This window comes from uncultured Devosia sp., assembly GCF_964244875.1.
GTDB lineage: Bacteria > Pseudomonadota > Alphaproteobacteria > Rhizobiales > Devosiaceae > Devosia.
This window is the reverse complement of sequence record NZ_CAXTKA010000007.1, coordinates 17034-30886: the sequence shown is the minus strand read 5'-3', so window position 1 is coordinate 30886 and position 13853 is coordinate 17034. Positions and strand designations below refer to the sequence as shown.

Annotated in this window: 15 protein-coding genes; 8 read left to right on the top strand and 7 right to left on the bottom strand. The window is 64.3% G+C overall.

Features of this window, described 5'->3' with window-relative positions; all coding sequences use genetic code 11:
• The first annotated feature begins 157 nt into the window (after window positions 1-157).
• Window positions 158-2071: a DUF5054 domain-containing protein gene (locus ACFE8X_RS09875; protein ID WP_375451442.1), complete on the top strand. Its 1914-nt coding sequence runs from the start codon at window positions 158-160 to the stop codon at window positions 2069-2071.
• Here ACFE8X_RS09875 and murB read toward each other — a convergent pair.
• Window positions 2065-3093: a UDP-N-acetylmuramate dehydrogenase gene (gene murB, locus ACFE8X_RS09870; protein WP_375451297.1), complete on the bottom strand. Its 1029-nt coding sequence runs from the start codon at window positions 3091-3093 to the stop codon at window positions 2065-2067. The genes ACFE8X_RS09875 and murB overlap by 7 nt on opposite strands.
• Before the next feature lie 85 nt (window positions 3094-3178).
• Window positions 3179-4090 carry a polyphosphate kinase 2 gene (ppk2, locus tag ACFE8X_RS09865; protein ID WP_375451296.1) on the bottom strand — a complete coding sequence of 304 codons (912 nt, stop codon included), beginning with the start codon at window positions 4088-4090 and terminating at the stop codon, window positions 3179-3181.
• Window positions 4091-4245: 155 nt separating this feature from the next.
• Here ppk2 and ACFE8X_RS09860 point away from each other — a divergent pair, with 155 nt between their 5' ends.
• Together ACFE8X_RS09860 and ACFE8X_RS09855 are read left to right on the top strand one after the other, a co-directional pair.
• Window positions 4246-4737 carry a ferritin-like domain-containing protein gene (locus ACFE8X_RS09860; RefSeq protein ID WP_375451295.1) on the top strand — a complete coding sequence of 164 codons (492 nt, stop codon included), beginning with the start codon at window positions 4246-4248 and terminating at the stop codon, window positions 4735-4737.
• Between the two features lie 51 nt (window positions 4738-4788).
• Window positions 4789-5013 carry a DUF2934 domain-containing protein gene (locus ACFE8X_RS09855; protein ID WP_375451294.1) on the top strand — a complete coding sequence of 75 codons (225 nt, stop codon included), beginning with the start codon at window positions 4789-4791 and terminating at the stop codon, window positions 5011-5013.
• Here the strand turns inward: ACFE8X_RS09855 and efp are convergent.
• Window positions 5010-5579 (bottom strand): elongation factor P, encoded by a 570-nt coding sequence (efp, locus tag ACFE8X_RS09850; RefSeq protein ID WP_375451293.1) that lies wholly within the window; start codon window positions 5577-5579, stop codon window positions 5010-5012. The two genes, ACFE8X_RS09855 and efp, sit on opposite strands and share 4 nt — an antisense overlap.
• A gap of 138 nt (window positions 5580-5717) precedes the next feature.
• On the opposite strand from efp, the gene epmA reads away from it, so the two are divergent.
• The 4 genes from epmA to ACFE8X_RS09830 all read left to right on the top strand — a co-directional run bounded on the left by epmA (window position 5718) and on the right by ACFE8X_RS09830 (window position 8855).
• Window positions 5718-6776, top strand: coding sequence for an EF-P lysine aminoacylase EpmA (gene epmA / locus ACFE8X_RS09845; protein ID WP_375451292.1), 1059 nt, complete (start codon window positions 5718-5720; stop codon window positions 6774-6776).
• On the top strand, window positions 6773-7831 hold the full coding sequence (locus ACFE8X_RS09840; protein WP_375451291.1) for a lysine-2,3-aminomutase-like protein: 1059 nt from the start codon (window positions 6773-6775) through the stop codon (window positions 7829-7831). Before epmA ends, ACFE8X_RS09840 begins: the two co-directional genes overlap by 4 nt.
• Before the next feature lie 209 nt (window positions 7832-8040).
• A complete protein-coding gene (locus ACFE8X_RS09835; RefSeq protein ID WP_375451290.1) occupies window positions 8041-8382 on the top strand; it encodes an ArsR/SmtB family transcription factor in 342 nt (113 codons plus the stop codon).
• A complete protein-coding gene (locus tag ACFE8X_RS09830) occupies window positions 8379-8855 on the top strand; it encodes an SRPBCC family protein (RefSeq protein ID WP_375451289.1) in 477 nt (158 codons plus the stop codon). The genes ACFE8X_RS09835 and ACFE8X_RS09830 overlap by 4 nt, the downstream gene beginning before the upstream one ends.
• Here ACFE8X_RS09830 and ACFE8X_RS09825 read toward each other — a convergent pair.
• From ACFE8X_RS09825 to ACFE8X_RS09810, 4 genes are all read right to left on the bottom strand, one after another.
• A complete protein-coding gene (locus tag ACFE8X_RS09825; protein ID WP_375451288.1) occupies window positions 8852-9391 on the bottom strand; it encodes an AAA family ATPase in 540 nt (179 codons plus the stop codon). The genes ACFE8X_RS09830 and ACFE8X_RS09825 overlap by 4 nt on opposite strands.
• 12 nt (window positions 9392-9403) lie before the next feature.
• Entirely contained in the window at window positions 9404-10051 is a 648-nt protein-coding gene (locus ACFE8X_RS09820) for a glutathione S-transferase family protein (RefSeq protein ID WP_375451287.1), read from the bottom strand.
• A gap of 3 nt (window positions 10052-10054) precedes the next feature.
• Window positions 10055-11752, bottom strand: coding sequence for a Rieske 2Fe-2S domain-containing protein (locus ACFE8X_RS09815; protein WP_375451286.1), 1698 nt, complete (start codon window positions 11750-11752; stop codon window positions 10055-10057).
• Between the two features lie 84 nt (window positions 11753-11836).
• Window positions 11837-12739 carry an aromatic ring-hydroxylating dioxygenase subunit alpha gene (locus ACFE8X_RS09810; RefSeq protein WP_375451285.1) on the bottom strand — a complete coding sequence of 301 codons (903 nt, stop codon included), beginning with the start codon at window positions 12737-12739 and terminating at the stop codon, window positions 11837-11839.
• Between the two features lie 77 nt (window positions 12740-12816).
• On the opposite strand from ACFE8X_RS09810, the gene ACFE8X_RS09805 reads away from it, so the two are divergent.
• Window positions 12817-13851 (top strand): Ldh family oxidoreductase, encoded by a 1035-nt coding sequence (locus tag ACFE8X_RS09805; RefSeq protein WP_375451284.1) that lies wholly within the window; start codon window positions 12817-12819, stop codon window positions 13849-13851.
• The last annotated feature ends 2 nt before the right edge of the window (window positions 13852-13853 follow it).

Here is a 13853-nt window from a genome sequence, read left to right as displayed (position 1 = left end):
CGATCGCTTCAGCGTTGCGCTAACGGTGCGTGGTGTCCATGGCAAGACCCAATCAGCGACGGCGTGCTGCGGCAGGGCACAGAATCGGGTTACAGCAGCCTTGCTGCGCCGGGCAGTTGCTCTAGATCGGGGACGCGTCGTGACCAAGACCATCCATATGGTGTTCAAGACCCATCTCGACATCGGCTTTACCGACCATGCCGAAAAAGTGCGGCGGCAATATCACGAGCAGTTCATTCCGCAGGCCTTGGCGACGGCCGAGCATTTTTATGCCGAGAACCCTGCCGCGCCCGCTTTCATCTGGACCACGGGTGCCTGGCTGATCTGGGATCATCTCGACAGCCAGGATGCCGACAAGGTGGCGCGGCTGGAACGCGCGATCGAGCGCGGGCTGATCGCCTGGCATGGATTGGCGTTCACCACCCATACCGAATTGATGTCGCCGGCCCTGTTCCGGGCCGGCCTCAGCTATGCGCGCGACCTCGACCGGCGCTTCGGCAAGACCACGATTGCCGCCAAGATGACCGACGTGCCGGGCCATACGCTGGGCATGGTGCCCTTGCTGGCGGAAGCGGGCATCAAGTTCCTGCATCTGGGCGTCAATACCGCCAGCCCGGTGCCGGACGTGCCGGGGATTTTTCGTTGGCAAGTCCCCGGTGGCGAGGAGGTCGTGGTGATGTACCAGGCCTCGTATGGTGAAACCGATTTCCCCGCCGGAGCCGATGTTGGGCTGAGTTTTGCCCATACCAACGACAATATCGGCCCGCAAAGCGTCGGGCAGACGGTGGATGCGTATCGGGCGCTGGCGCATGCCCATCCAGGGATTCCCGTCAGGGCGTTGACGCTGGATGCGTTCGGCGCCGAAATGTGGGCCCGACGGCAAGATTTTCCCGTAGTGACGGAGGAGATCGGCGATAGCTGGATTCATGGCGCCGCCAGCGATCCGGTCAAGATCGCCCGGTTTCGCGCATTGCAGCGCCTTTTTGATGATTACGGCGCGGCATTGACGCCGGAGCGGCTGGCCTTCGGGCGGGGGCTGGCAATGGTCGCTGAACACACCTGGGGGGTGGATATCAAAACCTATCTGCGCGACGAAACGGCGTGGGACCGTCCGGATTTCGCAAGAGCGCGCCAGAGCGACCCCCGTTTTGCCTATACCGAGGCGTCTTGGGCGGAGCAGCGGCACTATCTCGATGAGGCCGTCTCAAAGCTCGGTCATGATGACAGGGGCAAAGCACAACAGGCGCTGGCCGAGCTCGACGCCGGACCCGCCCCAACCGGTGCCACAATGGCCCAAACGCGCATTGCGGTGGCCGGCTGGGCTGTGGAACTGGATGCCGCGACGAGCGATATCGTCAGCATCACCCGGCCCGATGGCGTGACAGTGCGGGGGCGCGACGGCGCGCTGATGGGCTATCGCTACGAAAGCTATGACAGCGCCGCATTGCAGACCCATCTCGACAGCTATCTGCAGCACCGGCTCGAATGGGCGATCCTGGACCATGACAAGCCGGGACTGCAGCACGCCGGCACGGCGCGGAACGCGATTTTCGCACCGGCATTTGCGGGTGTTACGGGCGCGACGGCGATTGGCACCTTGCCCGCGCTGGCGCATGAAACCTTCGGTGCCCCGCGACAGGTCGAAATGAGCATGCGGCCGCTGGACGACCGGCAGATCGAGCTGAGCTGGGTGATGCGCGACAAGCCGGCCAATCGCATGCCGGAGGCAAGTTTCATCAGCTTGACGCCGGACACCGGCACGGCATGGGACTATTGCAAGCTGGGCCTGTGGCAGGATGGAGCTCGGATCGTCCGCAAGGGTGGCGGCCAGTTGCAGGGGGTCAGCGCCGTCGCGACGCGACTGGGCCGGCACCGGTTGACGGCAACGCCGCTGGACACGGCTTTGGTGGCCCCGGCGACAAGCCCGTTCATGCCCTTTGCACCGGAGCCGCCGGACCTGTCATCGGGCGTCCGGTTTAACCTTCACAACAACAAGTGGGGCACCAACTTCGCCATGTGGTGGGAAGGCGACTTCAGGAGCCGGATCGTCCTGCGCCTGGACGATCAGTAGAAGACCGGCTCGGCCGTCAGGCTGACGCCGAAGCGCTCGAACACCGCCTCCGTGATGCGCGCCGCCAGGGCCTCGACTTCGGCGCGTGTGCCCCCGCCATGGTTGACCAGCACCAGGGCATGTCGATCGGACACGCCGATCTGGCCTTCGCGGGCGCCCTTGAGGCCGCATTGCTCGATGAGCCAGCCGGCGGAGAGCTTGAACGACCCGTCGGGCTGCCCATAGGCCGGTGCCACAGGATGTTCGGCCATGAGCGCGTGCCGGACCGACGGCGGCACCACCGGGTTGTGAAAGAACGATCCGACATTGCCGATCGCGCGAGGGTCGGGCAGCTTGGACTGGCGCAGGGCGACGACCCGGTCGAAAATTGCCCCGGCGCTGGCAGTGTCCGGCAGGGTGTCGAGGCCGGCATAGCCGAGCACGGGTTGCCACACCGAAGGCAGGGCAAAGCGGACGGCCGTGACCACATAGCGGCCGGGCTGCGCCTTGAACACGCTTTGGCGATAGGCAAAACGACAGTCGGCGGCGTTGAAGTCATGCCAGGTCAGGGTCTGCGTGTCGAACGCCGTCAGGCTATCGAAGCGATCGGCCAGCTCGACGCCATAGGCCCCGATATTCTGCACCGGCGAGGCGCCCACCGTGCCCGGTATCAAGGCCAGGTTCTCAAGGCCCGGCAGGCCATGGTCCAGGGTCCAGACCACCAGCTCGTGCCAGTCTTCACCCGCAGCGGCTTGCACGACCGTCGTTTCGGCCGAGCGGCTGACGATGGTCTTGCCCTTGCCGGCGATCCTCAGCGTCAGGCCATCAAACCGGGGGGACAGCACGACATTGCTGCCGCCGCCCAGGATATGGACCGGCAGGGCGTTGTCGCGCGAGAAAGCATGGGCGGCGATCAGTTCGGCATCGCTGGTGACTGTAGCGCCGAAACGGGACGTGGCCGCCAGGCCAAAGGTGTTTACCCCGCCCAGGTCCATGTCCCGGACCAGCCAGGCTGGAAGCGGCAGGGCGGCCGACACTGTCATCTTGGTCCTTGGCTGCGTCGCGACGATGCATGCGCCGAATAGACCTGAAACGGGGCGCATGCAACTGCGACGCGCCCCCAGGCGGTCAGTAGATTTCGGGTACGTAGAGTTCCTGGGGCACGGGCACGCGGGTGTAATCCTCGTGGCGGACGCGGCCGGGCAGCTCCACCTCAGGCTTGGGCACGTCGCCATAGGGGATTTGCGCCAGCAAATGGGCGATGCAGTTGAGCCGTGCCTTCTTTTTGTCGACGGCCTGGACGACCCACCACGGCGCCTCGGGCGTGTGCGTGCGCGCCAGCATGTCTTCCTTGGCCTTGGTGTATTCCTCCCAGTGGATGCGGCTTTCCATGTCCATCGGGGACAGTTTCCACTGCTTAAGCGGATCGTGCATGCGCATCTTGAAGCGGAATTCCTGCTCTTCATCGGTGATGGAGAACCAGTATTTGATCAGGATGATGCCCGAGCGGACCAGCATGCGCTCGAATTCGGGGACGGAGCGGAAGAACTCTTCGACCTCGTCATGGCTGGCAAAGCCCATCACCCGCTCGACGCCGGCGCGATTGTACCAGGAGCGGTCGAACAGCACCATTTCGCCGGCGGTGGGCAGGTAGGGCACGTAGCGCTGGAAATACCATTGATTGCGTTCGCGCTCGGTCGGCGCCGGCAGTGCCACGACACGGCAGACCCGCGGATTGAGCCGTTGCGTCACGCGCTTGATGGCGCCGCCCTTGCCAGCCGAATCGCGGCCCTCGAAAATCACCACGACCTTGAGCTTGTGGTGCTGCACCCAATCCTGCAGGCGGACCAATTCGTGCTGCAGGCGGAACAGTTCACGGAAATACACCTTGCGGTCGAGCGTATCGGGCGCGGGGGCCGACATGCCCTCGGCGACCAGCTCGTCCAGCCGGTCATCCTCGAGCTGCATCTCCAGTTCCTCGTCGAAATTGTCGGCGATTTCCGCCTTGATGCGATCGAGATAGGCCTGTTCGTCCGACATGATGGGTCCCCTTGTGCGCGCGCACTCAAGCCTCAGCATTGCGAAGGTAATGTGACAACCCGCGCCAGGGGCAATCATGACGAGTCGGAACCTCGCCTGCCGATCGCCGTTCTGTGAGCAGCGTCGCCTCACCGAAATCACCGGAGTGCAAACAAATGGCTGAAGAAAAGACCCTGGACGACCTATTTCTGGATACCCTCAAGGACATCTACTACGCCGAAAAGCAGATCGTGAAGAACCTGCCCAAAATGGCCAAGGCGGCGACATCGCCTGAACTCAAGGCGGGCTTCGAGCAGCATGCCGAGGAAACCCAAGGCCAGATCGAGCGCCTGGAACAGGTGTTCGAGTTGATCGGCAAGCCGGCGCGCGCCAAGACCTGCGAGGCGATCCTGGGCATCCTCGAAGAGGGCAAGGAAATCATGAGCGATTACAAGGGCACCGTGGCACTAGACGCCGGGCTGGTGGCTTCGGCACAGGCTGTCGAGCACTACGAAATCGCCCGTTATGGCACCCTCAAGACCTGGGCGCAGCAGTTGGGACTGACCGAAGCCGTCGCCCTGCTCGATGCCACCCTGACGCAGGAAATTGCCACCGACAAAAAATTGTCGCAGGTCGCGACCACCACCGCCAACCGCAAGGCGGCCTGACATCCAGCCTGGCGCGGGTTCATCCCGCGCCGGTTTTACTTGACGGTTGCCATGCGCAAGAACACGGCTGCAGCGGAAATGGTCAGGCGAACCGCCTATTTCCTTTGGGAACAGGATGGCCGCCCCGAAGGGCGCAGCTTTGAGTATTGGCTGCGCGCCAAGGAATTGCACATGCGCCAGATGGCCTATGACCAATGGCTGGCCGAGGGCGAGCCCGGCGGCAGGGCCATTGCCAATTGGCTGACCGTCGCCGACGAGATCGACCGGGACGACTAGTCCTTGGCGCGTTCGACATAGGAATTGTCTTCGGTCAGGATGACGATGCGGGTGCCGGCCCCGATATGGGGCGGCACCATGACGCGCAGGCCATTGCTAAGCAAAGCGGGCTTGTAGGACGACGATGCCGTCTGGCCCTTGACCACCGGCTCGGTCTCGACGATCTCGGCAGTAACGCGCTGGGGCAGAGCAAGCGCGATCGCGACGCCCTCGAAGGTCTTGAGATAGACTTTCATGCCATCGGTCAGATAGGCCTTGTCCTCGCCGATCACGTCCTCGCCCACGGTGATCTGGTCGAAGTTTTCCGGGTTCATGAAGTGGAAGCCTTCACCATCCGAATACAGGTAATCGTATTCGCGCTCGTCGACATCGGCCTTTTCCACCATCTCGACTGTGCGCCAGCGGCCCACGACCTTCACTCCATCCTGGATGCGGCGCATATTGACGTTGGTGATCGAATTGCCCTTGCCGGGATGCACGTTCTCGGCGGTCAGCACGATGTGCAGCTTGCCGTCCTGTTCGACGACATTGCCCTTGCGCAGCGAGGAGGCGATGACCTTGACCATTATTCTTCCTTGTTCAAGCGATAGCGGCGGCCTAAAGGAGCGGCAATCGGGACGATCCGGGCGCACTCTTTGGTGTTTGGTTGCCCCGATAGCCCAATTCCGGGGAAACTGCCAGTCCCGAGCGCGAAAGAGCCAAGTTTGACCACAAGCCCGCAATCGCCGTGGTGGACGCCCTCGGTGCATGCCGACCGGCGACCGATCCTGCTGGCGCGCAATCGGATCGAAGCGACCATCCGGGGCTATCTGGCGGAGCGGGATTTCCTGATGGTCGATCCCCCCGGCCTGCAAAGATCGCCGGGTAACGAAACGCACCTGCACGCGTTTGCAACGACTTTGATCGGCAATGATGGGGAGCCGGAAACGCTCTATCTGCAGACCTCGCCCGAATTCACCATGAAAAAGCTGCTGGCAGCCGGCGAGCGACGGATTGCGAGCCTGGGGCATGTGTGGCGCAACCGCGAGCGCGGCGCGCTGCACAGCCCCGAGTTCACCATGCTGGAATGGTATCGGGTGGGTGAAGCCTATGACGTGGTGATGGCCGATTGCGTCGCCATGCTGGCGCTGGCGGCAGACGCGGCGGGCGCCAAGGCGCTGCGCCATCGCGACCGCCGGTGCGATCCGTTCGCCGCGCCGGACCGGCTCAGCGTCGCCGATGCCTTCGAGCGGTTTGCCGGCATCGATCTGCTGGCAACGCTTGACCGGGAGGGTGCCACCGATGCCGATGGGCTGGCCCACCGCATGCGAGCGGTCGGGATGACGGTTCCGGCCGATTATACCTGGTCCTACCTGTTCAGCCTGGCGCTGACCGAAAAGGTCGAGCCCAATTTGGGCATGGGATGCGTGACGATCCTCGATGAATATCCCGCTAGCGAGGCGGCACTGGCGCGAAAATCGGCCAGGGATGCGCGCGTTGCCGAGCGCTTCGAGATTTATGCGTGCGGAGTGGAGCTGGCCAATGGCTTTGGCGAACTGACCGATGTAGGCGAGCAGCGCCGCCGGTTCACTGCAGAAATGGATGAGAAACACCGGCTCTATGGCGAGCGCTATCCGCTCGACGAGGACTTTCTGGCGGCACTGGCGATCATGCCTGAAGCCAGCGGCATCGCCATGGGCTTCGACCGGGTGGTGATGCTGGTGACCGGCGCGCCCAGGATCGATGCGGTGATGTGGGCGCCGGTGGTGGAAGCCGGGTCATGACGCTGCATCGGGCCATCAAGACGCCGGACGAACTGGTCGAGGCCGGACTGATCGATGTCCGCGAGCGCGACGGCATCGCAGCGATTACCGAGCGTTACGCGCTGGCCATTACCCCGGCGATGGAAACGCTGATCGACCGGGATGACCCCAACGACCCGATGGCCCGACAATTTGTACCCGATCCGCGCGAGCTGGTGACGACGCCGGAGGAGCGGGCCGATCCGATCGGCGATCTGGCGCATTCGCCCGTCGAGGGGATCGTGCACCGCTATCCCGACCGGGTGCTGCTCAAGGCCGTCCATGTCTGCCCGGTCTATTGCCGGTTCTGCTTCCGCCGCGAAATGGTGGGCCCGCAGGGGCTGGGCACGCTGGCGCCCGAAGCCCTCGAGGCGGCATTCGCCTATATCGAGGCGCATGCCGAAATTTGGGAAGTGATCCTGACCGGCGGGGATCCGCTGGTTTTGTCGCCGCGCCGCTTGCGGGCGATGATGGAGCGGCTGGCACAGATACCGCATGTCAAGATCGTGCGCTTTCACACGCGGGTGCCGGTGGTGGAGCCGGACCGCTGCGATGCCGACCTGATCGCGGCCCTGAAGGCGTGCGACAAGCAGGTCTATATCGCGCTGCACGCCAATCATCCGCGCGAGATGGGCGAAGCCGCGCGGGGTGCCTGCGCGCGCCTGGTGGATGGCGGCATCGTCATGCTCAGCCAGTCGGTTCTGCTGGCTGGCGTCAACGACGATGTCGAGACCCTGGCGGCGCTGATGCGGGTGTTTGTGGAAAACCGGGTCAAGCCCTATTACCTGAACCATCCAGACCTGGCGCCGGGAACATCGCATTTTCGGCTCAGCATTGAGGAAGGCCAGAAGCTCGTCGCCGCCTTGCGCGGGACGATTTCGGGTCTGTGCCAGCCGACCTATATCCTCGATATTCCGGGGGGATATGGGAAAGCCGATATCGGGGCGAGCAGCATAGAGGAGCTGCCGGACGGACGATACGACGTGAGCGATTTCCGGGGTGGCGTGCATCGGTATCCGCCGAACCCCTCACCCTGATTTTCTGCTGGACGCAGAAAATCTGTCCCTCTCCCACAAGGGGCGAGGGTTGACGACTGAGGAACCTCGCTTGACCTCGCTTCGGCCCATTCGCCGAGCCCCCTTCTCCCCTCGTGGGAGAAGGTGCCCGAAGGGCGGATGAGGGGGCCTTCTTATTGTGAAAAACACTTAGCCCTTGCACTCACTATCTCAACCTGATACTTAGCCTTATGGCTCACCAACCCGAACAGCTCGATACCATCTTCCAGGCTCTGGCCGATCCGACCCGCCGCGCCGTGCTCGGACGCCTGGGTCAGGGCCCCGCCACTATCAGCGATCTGGCAAAACCCTTCGACATGGCACTGCCCTCGTTCATGAAGCATATCCATTTTCTCGAAGGCAGCGGATTGATCCAAACCCGCAAGGAAGGCCGTGTGCGCACCTGCGCCATCGACAAACAGCGCTTCGCCACAATCGACGCGTGGCTCACCGATCAGCGTGCCCTGTGGGAGAGCCGCACCGACCGGCTGGAGCAGTTCGTGCTCAAAACGCAAAAGGAGACACAAAGATGATCACGCTGAACCCGGACACCGACCTGACGATCTCGCGCGTCATCAAGGCGCCCCGTGCGGCGGTGTGGAGCGCCTGGGCCAATCCGCGCAGCTTCGAGCAGTGGTGGATCCCCGAGCCGGCCCGATGCAAGGTGCTGGCTATGGAGTTGCGCGCCGGTGGCGCGTTCCAGACCCAGATCAGCGAAGGCGGCGGCGCGTTCGGGCCACATATCGACGGTTGCTTTCTCGATGTCGTCGAGGGCGAGCGGATCGTCTTCACCAATGCTTTGACCGGCGGCTGGCGTCCGGCGGCGCAGCCGTTCATGACGGCAATCATCACCCTGGCGGACGATGCGGACGGCACCGAATACCGCGCCCAGGTAATGCACAAGAACCAGGCCGACCGCGATATGCATGCCGAGATGGGCTTTTACGACGGGTGGGGCACGGTCATCGAGCAATTGGCAAAGCGGGTGGAAGGCGAGGCCGGCTAGGGGCGAGAGTCTTGAGCCAAGACGCGCTCGATGAAATCGGCACGCTCGCTGACACCCGTCTTGGGCAGTACGCAGACGTCATAGCCAAGCGCGGGATAGACCTGCAGCAAGTCGGCGTATTCGGCCTTGGCTTCTGCCAGCCCATGACGGCGCTCCGGGTCGGTGACATAGATTTCGGGCCAGGGCGGGGTGAGGAAAACGCGGTGATGGTAGCGGTGCGCGTCGCGCAGGGGCGCCAGTACCGGCTCGCCGGTGAGGCGCTGCATGCCGGCGGCTGCGTCGATCAGGCCGCGATCGAAGAAGACCCAACCGGCCTGGGCGGCCGCAGCGCGGTCAGCGAGGGCCGTTGCCATGGCCCGGCGGATGAAGGCTTCCGCATCAAGCCAGGGCGAGGCAGTGCCGCCGCTGTCTAATTCGTGCCGAACGATGCGGCGTCCCGGTTCTTCCACAATCTCGTAGCCGCGCCGTCCAAGTTCGGCCAGCAGCGTGGACTTGCCACCGCCCGAGCAGCCGGAAATGACGACGAGGTTTTCCATTGGTCCCTCCGGCTACTCCGCCGCTCCCCGTCCGGCCGGGAAAATCCCGGACATGACGGTGAAGCCCCCAATGCGCCGCACCCGGTCGGCCCAGCGGCGGATGGCGGGATAGTCCTGGCGGGAAATGCCGCCTTCTTCGCTCAGCATGACATAGGGAAAGCAGGCGATGTCTGCGGTGGTGGGATGGGGCGCGGCGCACAGCCAGTCGCGGCCTTCGCGCTCGCCGAACCAAAAATGTTCGTCCATCAGGCGAAACAGGCGATGGGCGCCGGCCTGTGCCTTGGGCAGGTCGAAGTCGTAGAACATGCCGAGCGCCAGCCGCGCCGCCGAGGCAGTGGACGTGATGTCATCGGCGAAAGCGTGCCATTGCAGTACCTGCGCGAGCAAACCCGGATCGGTCGGAAACCACAGGCCGGACGGGTCATATCTGCGCGCCAGGTAGGCCAGGATGGCGCCACTGTCGCGCAGGACGAGGCCATCATCGACCAACACGGGCAGTTGTCCAAGCGGATTGAGCTGGAGGAACCCGGCCGATTTATGCTGGCGGCCGGGATAAAAATCGACTGCAACGACGTCGTACCGCACACCCAGGATGCTCATCAGCAAGCGCAGCTTGTAGCAGTTGCCGGAGAGTTCGAAATCGTAAAGGGTAATGGCCATGGCTCAGATGTCCAACACCAGTCTTGGCGACAGCGAGCGGCTGACGCAGGTCATCATGCAGGTGTTGGCGCGTTTTTCGCTGGCGTTGAGATAGACGTCCTGATGGTCGGGAATGCCCTCCATGACCCCGGTCAGGCAGGTGCCACAGGCGCCCTGTTCGCAGGATGATGAAACTTGCAGGCCCGCTTCGCGCATGACCTCGAGAATGGTCTTGCCGGAGGGGACATGCAGCGTCATGGCGGAGCGCGCCAGTTCGATCTCGAAAGCCGAGCTGTCGTCGATGACGCGGTCATTGCGGAAATATTCGTAGTGCACGGCCTCATCGGGCCAGCCGAGATCGGCGGCGGTTGCGCGTACCAGTTCAAGCAGCGGGCCGGGCCCGCAACTATAGACATGCTGGGCGAAGCTGTGGGCACCCAAGGTTTGGGCAATGGCGTGTGCGATGGCGTCGCGTGGCAGGCCGATATGAAGGCGAACATTGGCGCCCAGTCTATCGAGCTGGTCGCGAAAGGCGATCTGATCCTGGCTGCGCACGATATAGTGGAGCTCATAAGGCAGGTCGGATTTGGCCAGAAAGCGCGCCATGGACAGGATGGGAGTGATGCCGATGCCGCCGGCGACGAGCACGGTGCGGGTGGCGTCGCGGCGGAGCGGGAAATTGTTGCGCGGCTCGGAAATGGCCAGCACGTCGCCTTGGCGCACGCTGTCGATCAGGGCCTCAGAACCGCCCCTGGAGGCCAGTTCGCGCTTGATGGCGATGGTGTAGCTCAACAGGTCGCCGGGGCCATTGGTGATGGAATATTGGCGGATCAGGCCATTGGGCAGGTGCACGTCGATATGGGCTCCCGGCTGGAACGTGGGCAGGTGCGTCCCATCGAGCGCGGCGAGTTCAAAGGCGGTGATGTCCTTGGCGGTCTGCCATTTGCGCTTGACCAAAGCGCGCAGGGTGAGCGCGCTGCCGATGGTGATGTCGGGCATGGTGGAGAGTTCGACCGAGACTTTCTCAAAGCTCGGGTTGAGCGGTTCGGGGACCGGCAGGCGCGCTGCGGCGCGTTCGAGGCGGTCGCGCAGGGCGGTGAGGGCGGTATTGTGCGCGCGCAGCGCCGCGATCGGATCGGCCGGCGTCCCATCGAGCATGCCCCTGATGACGGAACGGGCGGAGTCCACAGGCTGAACGAAGTAGACGGCAGTCCCGATGCGCAGTGACAGTCCGGGCGTGGTTGTTGCCGGCCCCAGATCCGTCAGGCCGGCCAGCACATCCTGCGCCGCGGCGTTGACCGGCATCGGGCGCAGCGCGAACCAGTCGCCGGTTGCGTCATCGGGCAAGGGCGTGAAGGGCATGCTCGCGTCGACGGCAGACCAGATCAGCCCGAAGGCTTCCACTGCCGGATAGGTGGTATTGGTGATCCGTCGGGCGGGCGCATCGGCGGGATGGGCCGGAATATAGGTGCAGCCGGCGGAGCGGTTGGCATAGCGCCAGCCATGGTACTGGCATTTGAGTTCGGCGCCCTCGTTGATGCCGATGGACAGGCGCACGCCGCGGTGCAGGCACCGGTTTTCCCACACGTTCACATGGCCATCGTCGGCCCGCCAGATGGCGAGTTCGCGGCCGAGAAGCTGGCCGTGATAGACGTGGCGCAGCGGCAGGTCGGTGCTGGAGGCGACGGGGTACCAGGCGGTGTCGTCTATGGCGAGGGTCATGCGGTCATCCGAAATTGAAGATCGCGCCACGATCGGATGAGCTCGAAACGGCCACCCTGGCGTACGGGGTGGCGCAGGGCGTTGTCACCCTGCCATCGGGATTACCCCATAGGTAATCCCCTTCTGGCTCAGCCATCTGCGATAGGCGATGGCGGATTTGTCGGCGCGGATGGGCGTTTCGGCGCGGGGATCGAGCGGCAGGCGCTTGGGGAACTGGTTTTCCAGGATCGGTTTGTCCTGGCCGAAAATGGTCTGCTGGAAGCGGCGCAAAGCGGTGATGGAATTGGTTGAGTCCACCATGGATTGCAACAGGTGCGCGCGCGTGGTTTCGGCGGTCATGGGCTGCAGGAAAATGGCGATGACGTCCTGGCGCGTGATGTCCTCGGGGCAGGATTTGTACAGCACCGAGCAGAACGGGTGGGGCACGCGGTAGATGTATTCCACCTCGATGCCTTCGGTGGCGCTTAAGGCCGCGCGGGGCTGGTAAAAGCGACAGCGCGTCGCCAGCACCTCGTCGCGCTCCTCGGAGACCTCGACGTCGTATTCCTTGACCTCGGTATGGGGTTCGGCACCCAGGATGTCGGTATGCACATAGGGGAAATGGCCCATGTCGAGGAAGTTTTCCACGATCCGGGGGGCCGACGAGCCCACGCCGATGGACCCACAGCTCATGTTGACGCGATCGGGCTCGCCATATTCGGGAATGGGAAACAGCTGCGCGGGCGGGGTGCCCAGACTGGTCCAGATATAGCCATAGCCGGTGATGGCGGGCAGGCGCTCCGTGACGGCGGCAAGATCGACGGCATCCCCCGCCGCCTCGGCGCCGCGCAGCCAGACCACCGGGGCGCCGGAGGCATCGCGGCAAAAGGCGATCCGGCGATCCAGCAGCAGCGTGGTCTGGACCGTGCCGATCGGGGTTTCATCGGTGGCGGCGATGACCTGCCAGAGATCGCGCGTCACGGGATCGAGCGGGGAAAGGGTGGTCATGGGCACGGTCTCGTGGCAGGTGTGGACCCACAATAAACGGGTGGCGCCATGTTGCCAGCGTAAATTTGGAGATCGCGATGGCGGTGGGTGAAGCGGAACGGTTCGATCTGGCGGTGCTGGAAACGCGGGTGGCGGCGGCCTTGCGCCTCGCGGGGGCCAGCGAGCCGTCGCTGCTGGCAGCGACACGGGCGATGCTGCATGCGTCGCGCCACGGCATCGACAGCCACGGCATTCGGCTGACCGAGCATTATTGCGCCATGCTGGCGGGCGGGCGGCTCAACAAGACGCCGCAGCTCAAGGTGGACATCCGCGCGGCAGGCAGCGCCATGGTGGATGCCGATAACGGGCTGGGGCATTACGCGGCCTACAAGGCCGTCGAGGTCGGGTGCGAACTGGCACGTACCAGCGGTGTGGCCGGCGTCGGCATCGCCCATTCCTCGCATCTGGGAGCGGCCGGGGCCTATGCGCTGGCCGGCGCCGAGGCGGGTTTCGTCGGCTTTGCGACCACCAATACCGATTCGATGGTGGCGCTGCATGGCGGGGCGGCGCGGTTTCACGGCACCAATCCCCTGGCGTTCGCGGCGCCGGTGCCGGGGCAAAAGCCCTGGCTGCTGGATCTGGCGACATCTTCGATCCCGATGAACCGGGTGCTGCTGCATCGCTCCATGGGCGTGGACCTGCCGGAGGGCGTGGCGGCGGATGCGGCGGGGCAGATGGTGACCGATCCCGGGTCCGTGGACATGCTGCTGCCGCTCGGGGGCGAGGGTTATGGCTACAAGGGCGCGGGGCTGGCGGGGGTGGCGACGCTGTTTTCGGCGCTGCTCACCGGCACGACCCTGGACGCCGATTTCATCCCGATGTTCGGCGGCGGCGATATCGCCAGCCACCGCAATATGGGCCATTTCGTGCTGATCATCGATCCCGGCAAGTTCGTCGGCCGCGAGCTGTTCGGGCTGATGATGACGCGCTATTTGCAGAGCCTGCGGGGGGCACCGGCCCGGGCCGGCGCTGCCGTCATGGCGCCGGGCGATCGGGAATGGGACGAGGCCAGGCGGCGCGAAGCCGAAGGCGCGCCGGTCGATCCCGACACAATTCGCTTTCTCGGTCTTTAGCC

Bases quoted from the DNA above. Each gene is read 5' to 3' on its own strand.
- ACFE8X_RS09835 (WP_375451290.1), top strand. From the start codon at position 8,041: ATGGCTCACCAACCCGAACAGCTCGATACCATCTTCCAGGCTCTGGCC.
- ACFE8X_RS09815 (WP_375451286.1), bottom strand. From the start codon at position 11,752: ATGACCCTCGCCATAGACGACACCGCCTGGTACCCCGTCGCCTCCAGC.
- murB (WP_375451297.1), bottom strand. From the start codon at position 3,093: ATGACAGTGTCGGCCGCCCTGCCGCTTCCAGCCTGGCTGGTCCGGGAC.
- ACFE8X_RS09875 (WP_375451442.1), top strand. From the start codon at position 158: ATGGTGTTCAAGACCCATCTCGACATCGGCTTTACCGACCATGCCGAA.
- ACFE8X_RS09860 (WP_375451295.1), top strand. From the start codon at position 4,246: ATGGCTGAAGAAAAGACCCTGGACGACCTATTTCTGGATACCCTCAAG.
- ACFE8X_RS09810 (WP_375451285.1), bottom strand. From the start codon at position 12,739: ATGACCACCCTTTCCCCGCTCGATCCCGTGACGCGCGATCTCTGGCAG.
- ACFE8X_RS09840 (WP_375451291.1), top strand. From the start codon at position 6,773: ATGACGCTGCATCGGGCCATCAAGACGCCGGACGAACTGGTCGAGGCC.
- ppk2 (WP_375451296.1), bottom strand. From the start codon at position 4,090: ATGTCGGACGAACAGGCCTATCTCGATCGCATCAAGGCGGAAATCGCC.
- efp (WP_375451293.1), bottom strand. From the start codon at position 5,579: ATGGTCAAGGTCATCGCCTCCTCGCTGCGCAAGGGCAATGTCGTCGAA.
- ACFE8X_RS09855 (WP_375451294.1), top strand. From the start codon at position 4,789: ATGCGCAAGAACACGGCTGCAGCGGAAATGGTCAGGCGAACCGCCTAT.
- ACFE8X_RS09805 (WP_375451284.1), top strand. From the start codon at position 12,817: ATGGCGGTGGGTGAAGCGGAACGGTTCGATCTGGCGGTGCTGGAAACG.
- ACFE8X_RS09825 (WP_375451288.1), bottom strand. From the start codon at position 9,391: ATGGAAAACCTCGTCGTCATTTCCGGCTGCTCGGGCGGTGGCAAGTCC.
- ACFE8X_RS09830 (WP_375451289.1), top strand. From the start codon at position 8,379: ATGATCACGCTGAACCCGGACACCGACCTGACGATCTCGCGCGTCATC.
- ACFE8X_RS09820 (WP_375451287.1), bottom strand. From the start codon at position 10,051: ATGGCCATTACCCTTTACGATTTCGAACTCTCCGGCAACTGCTACAAG.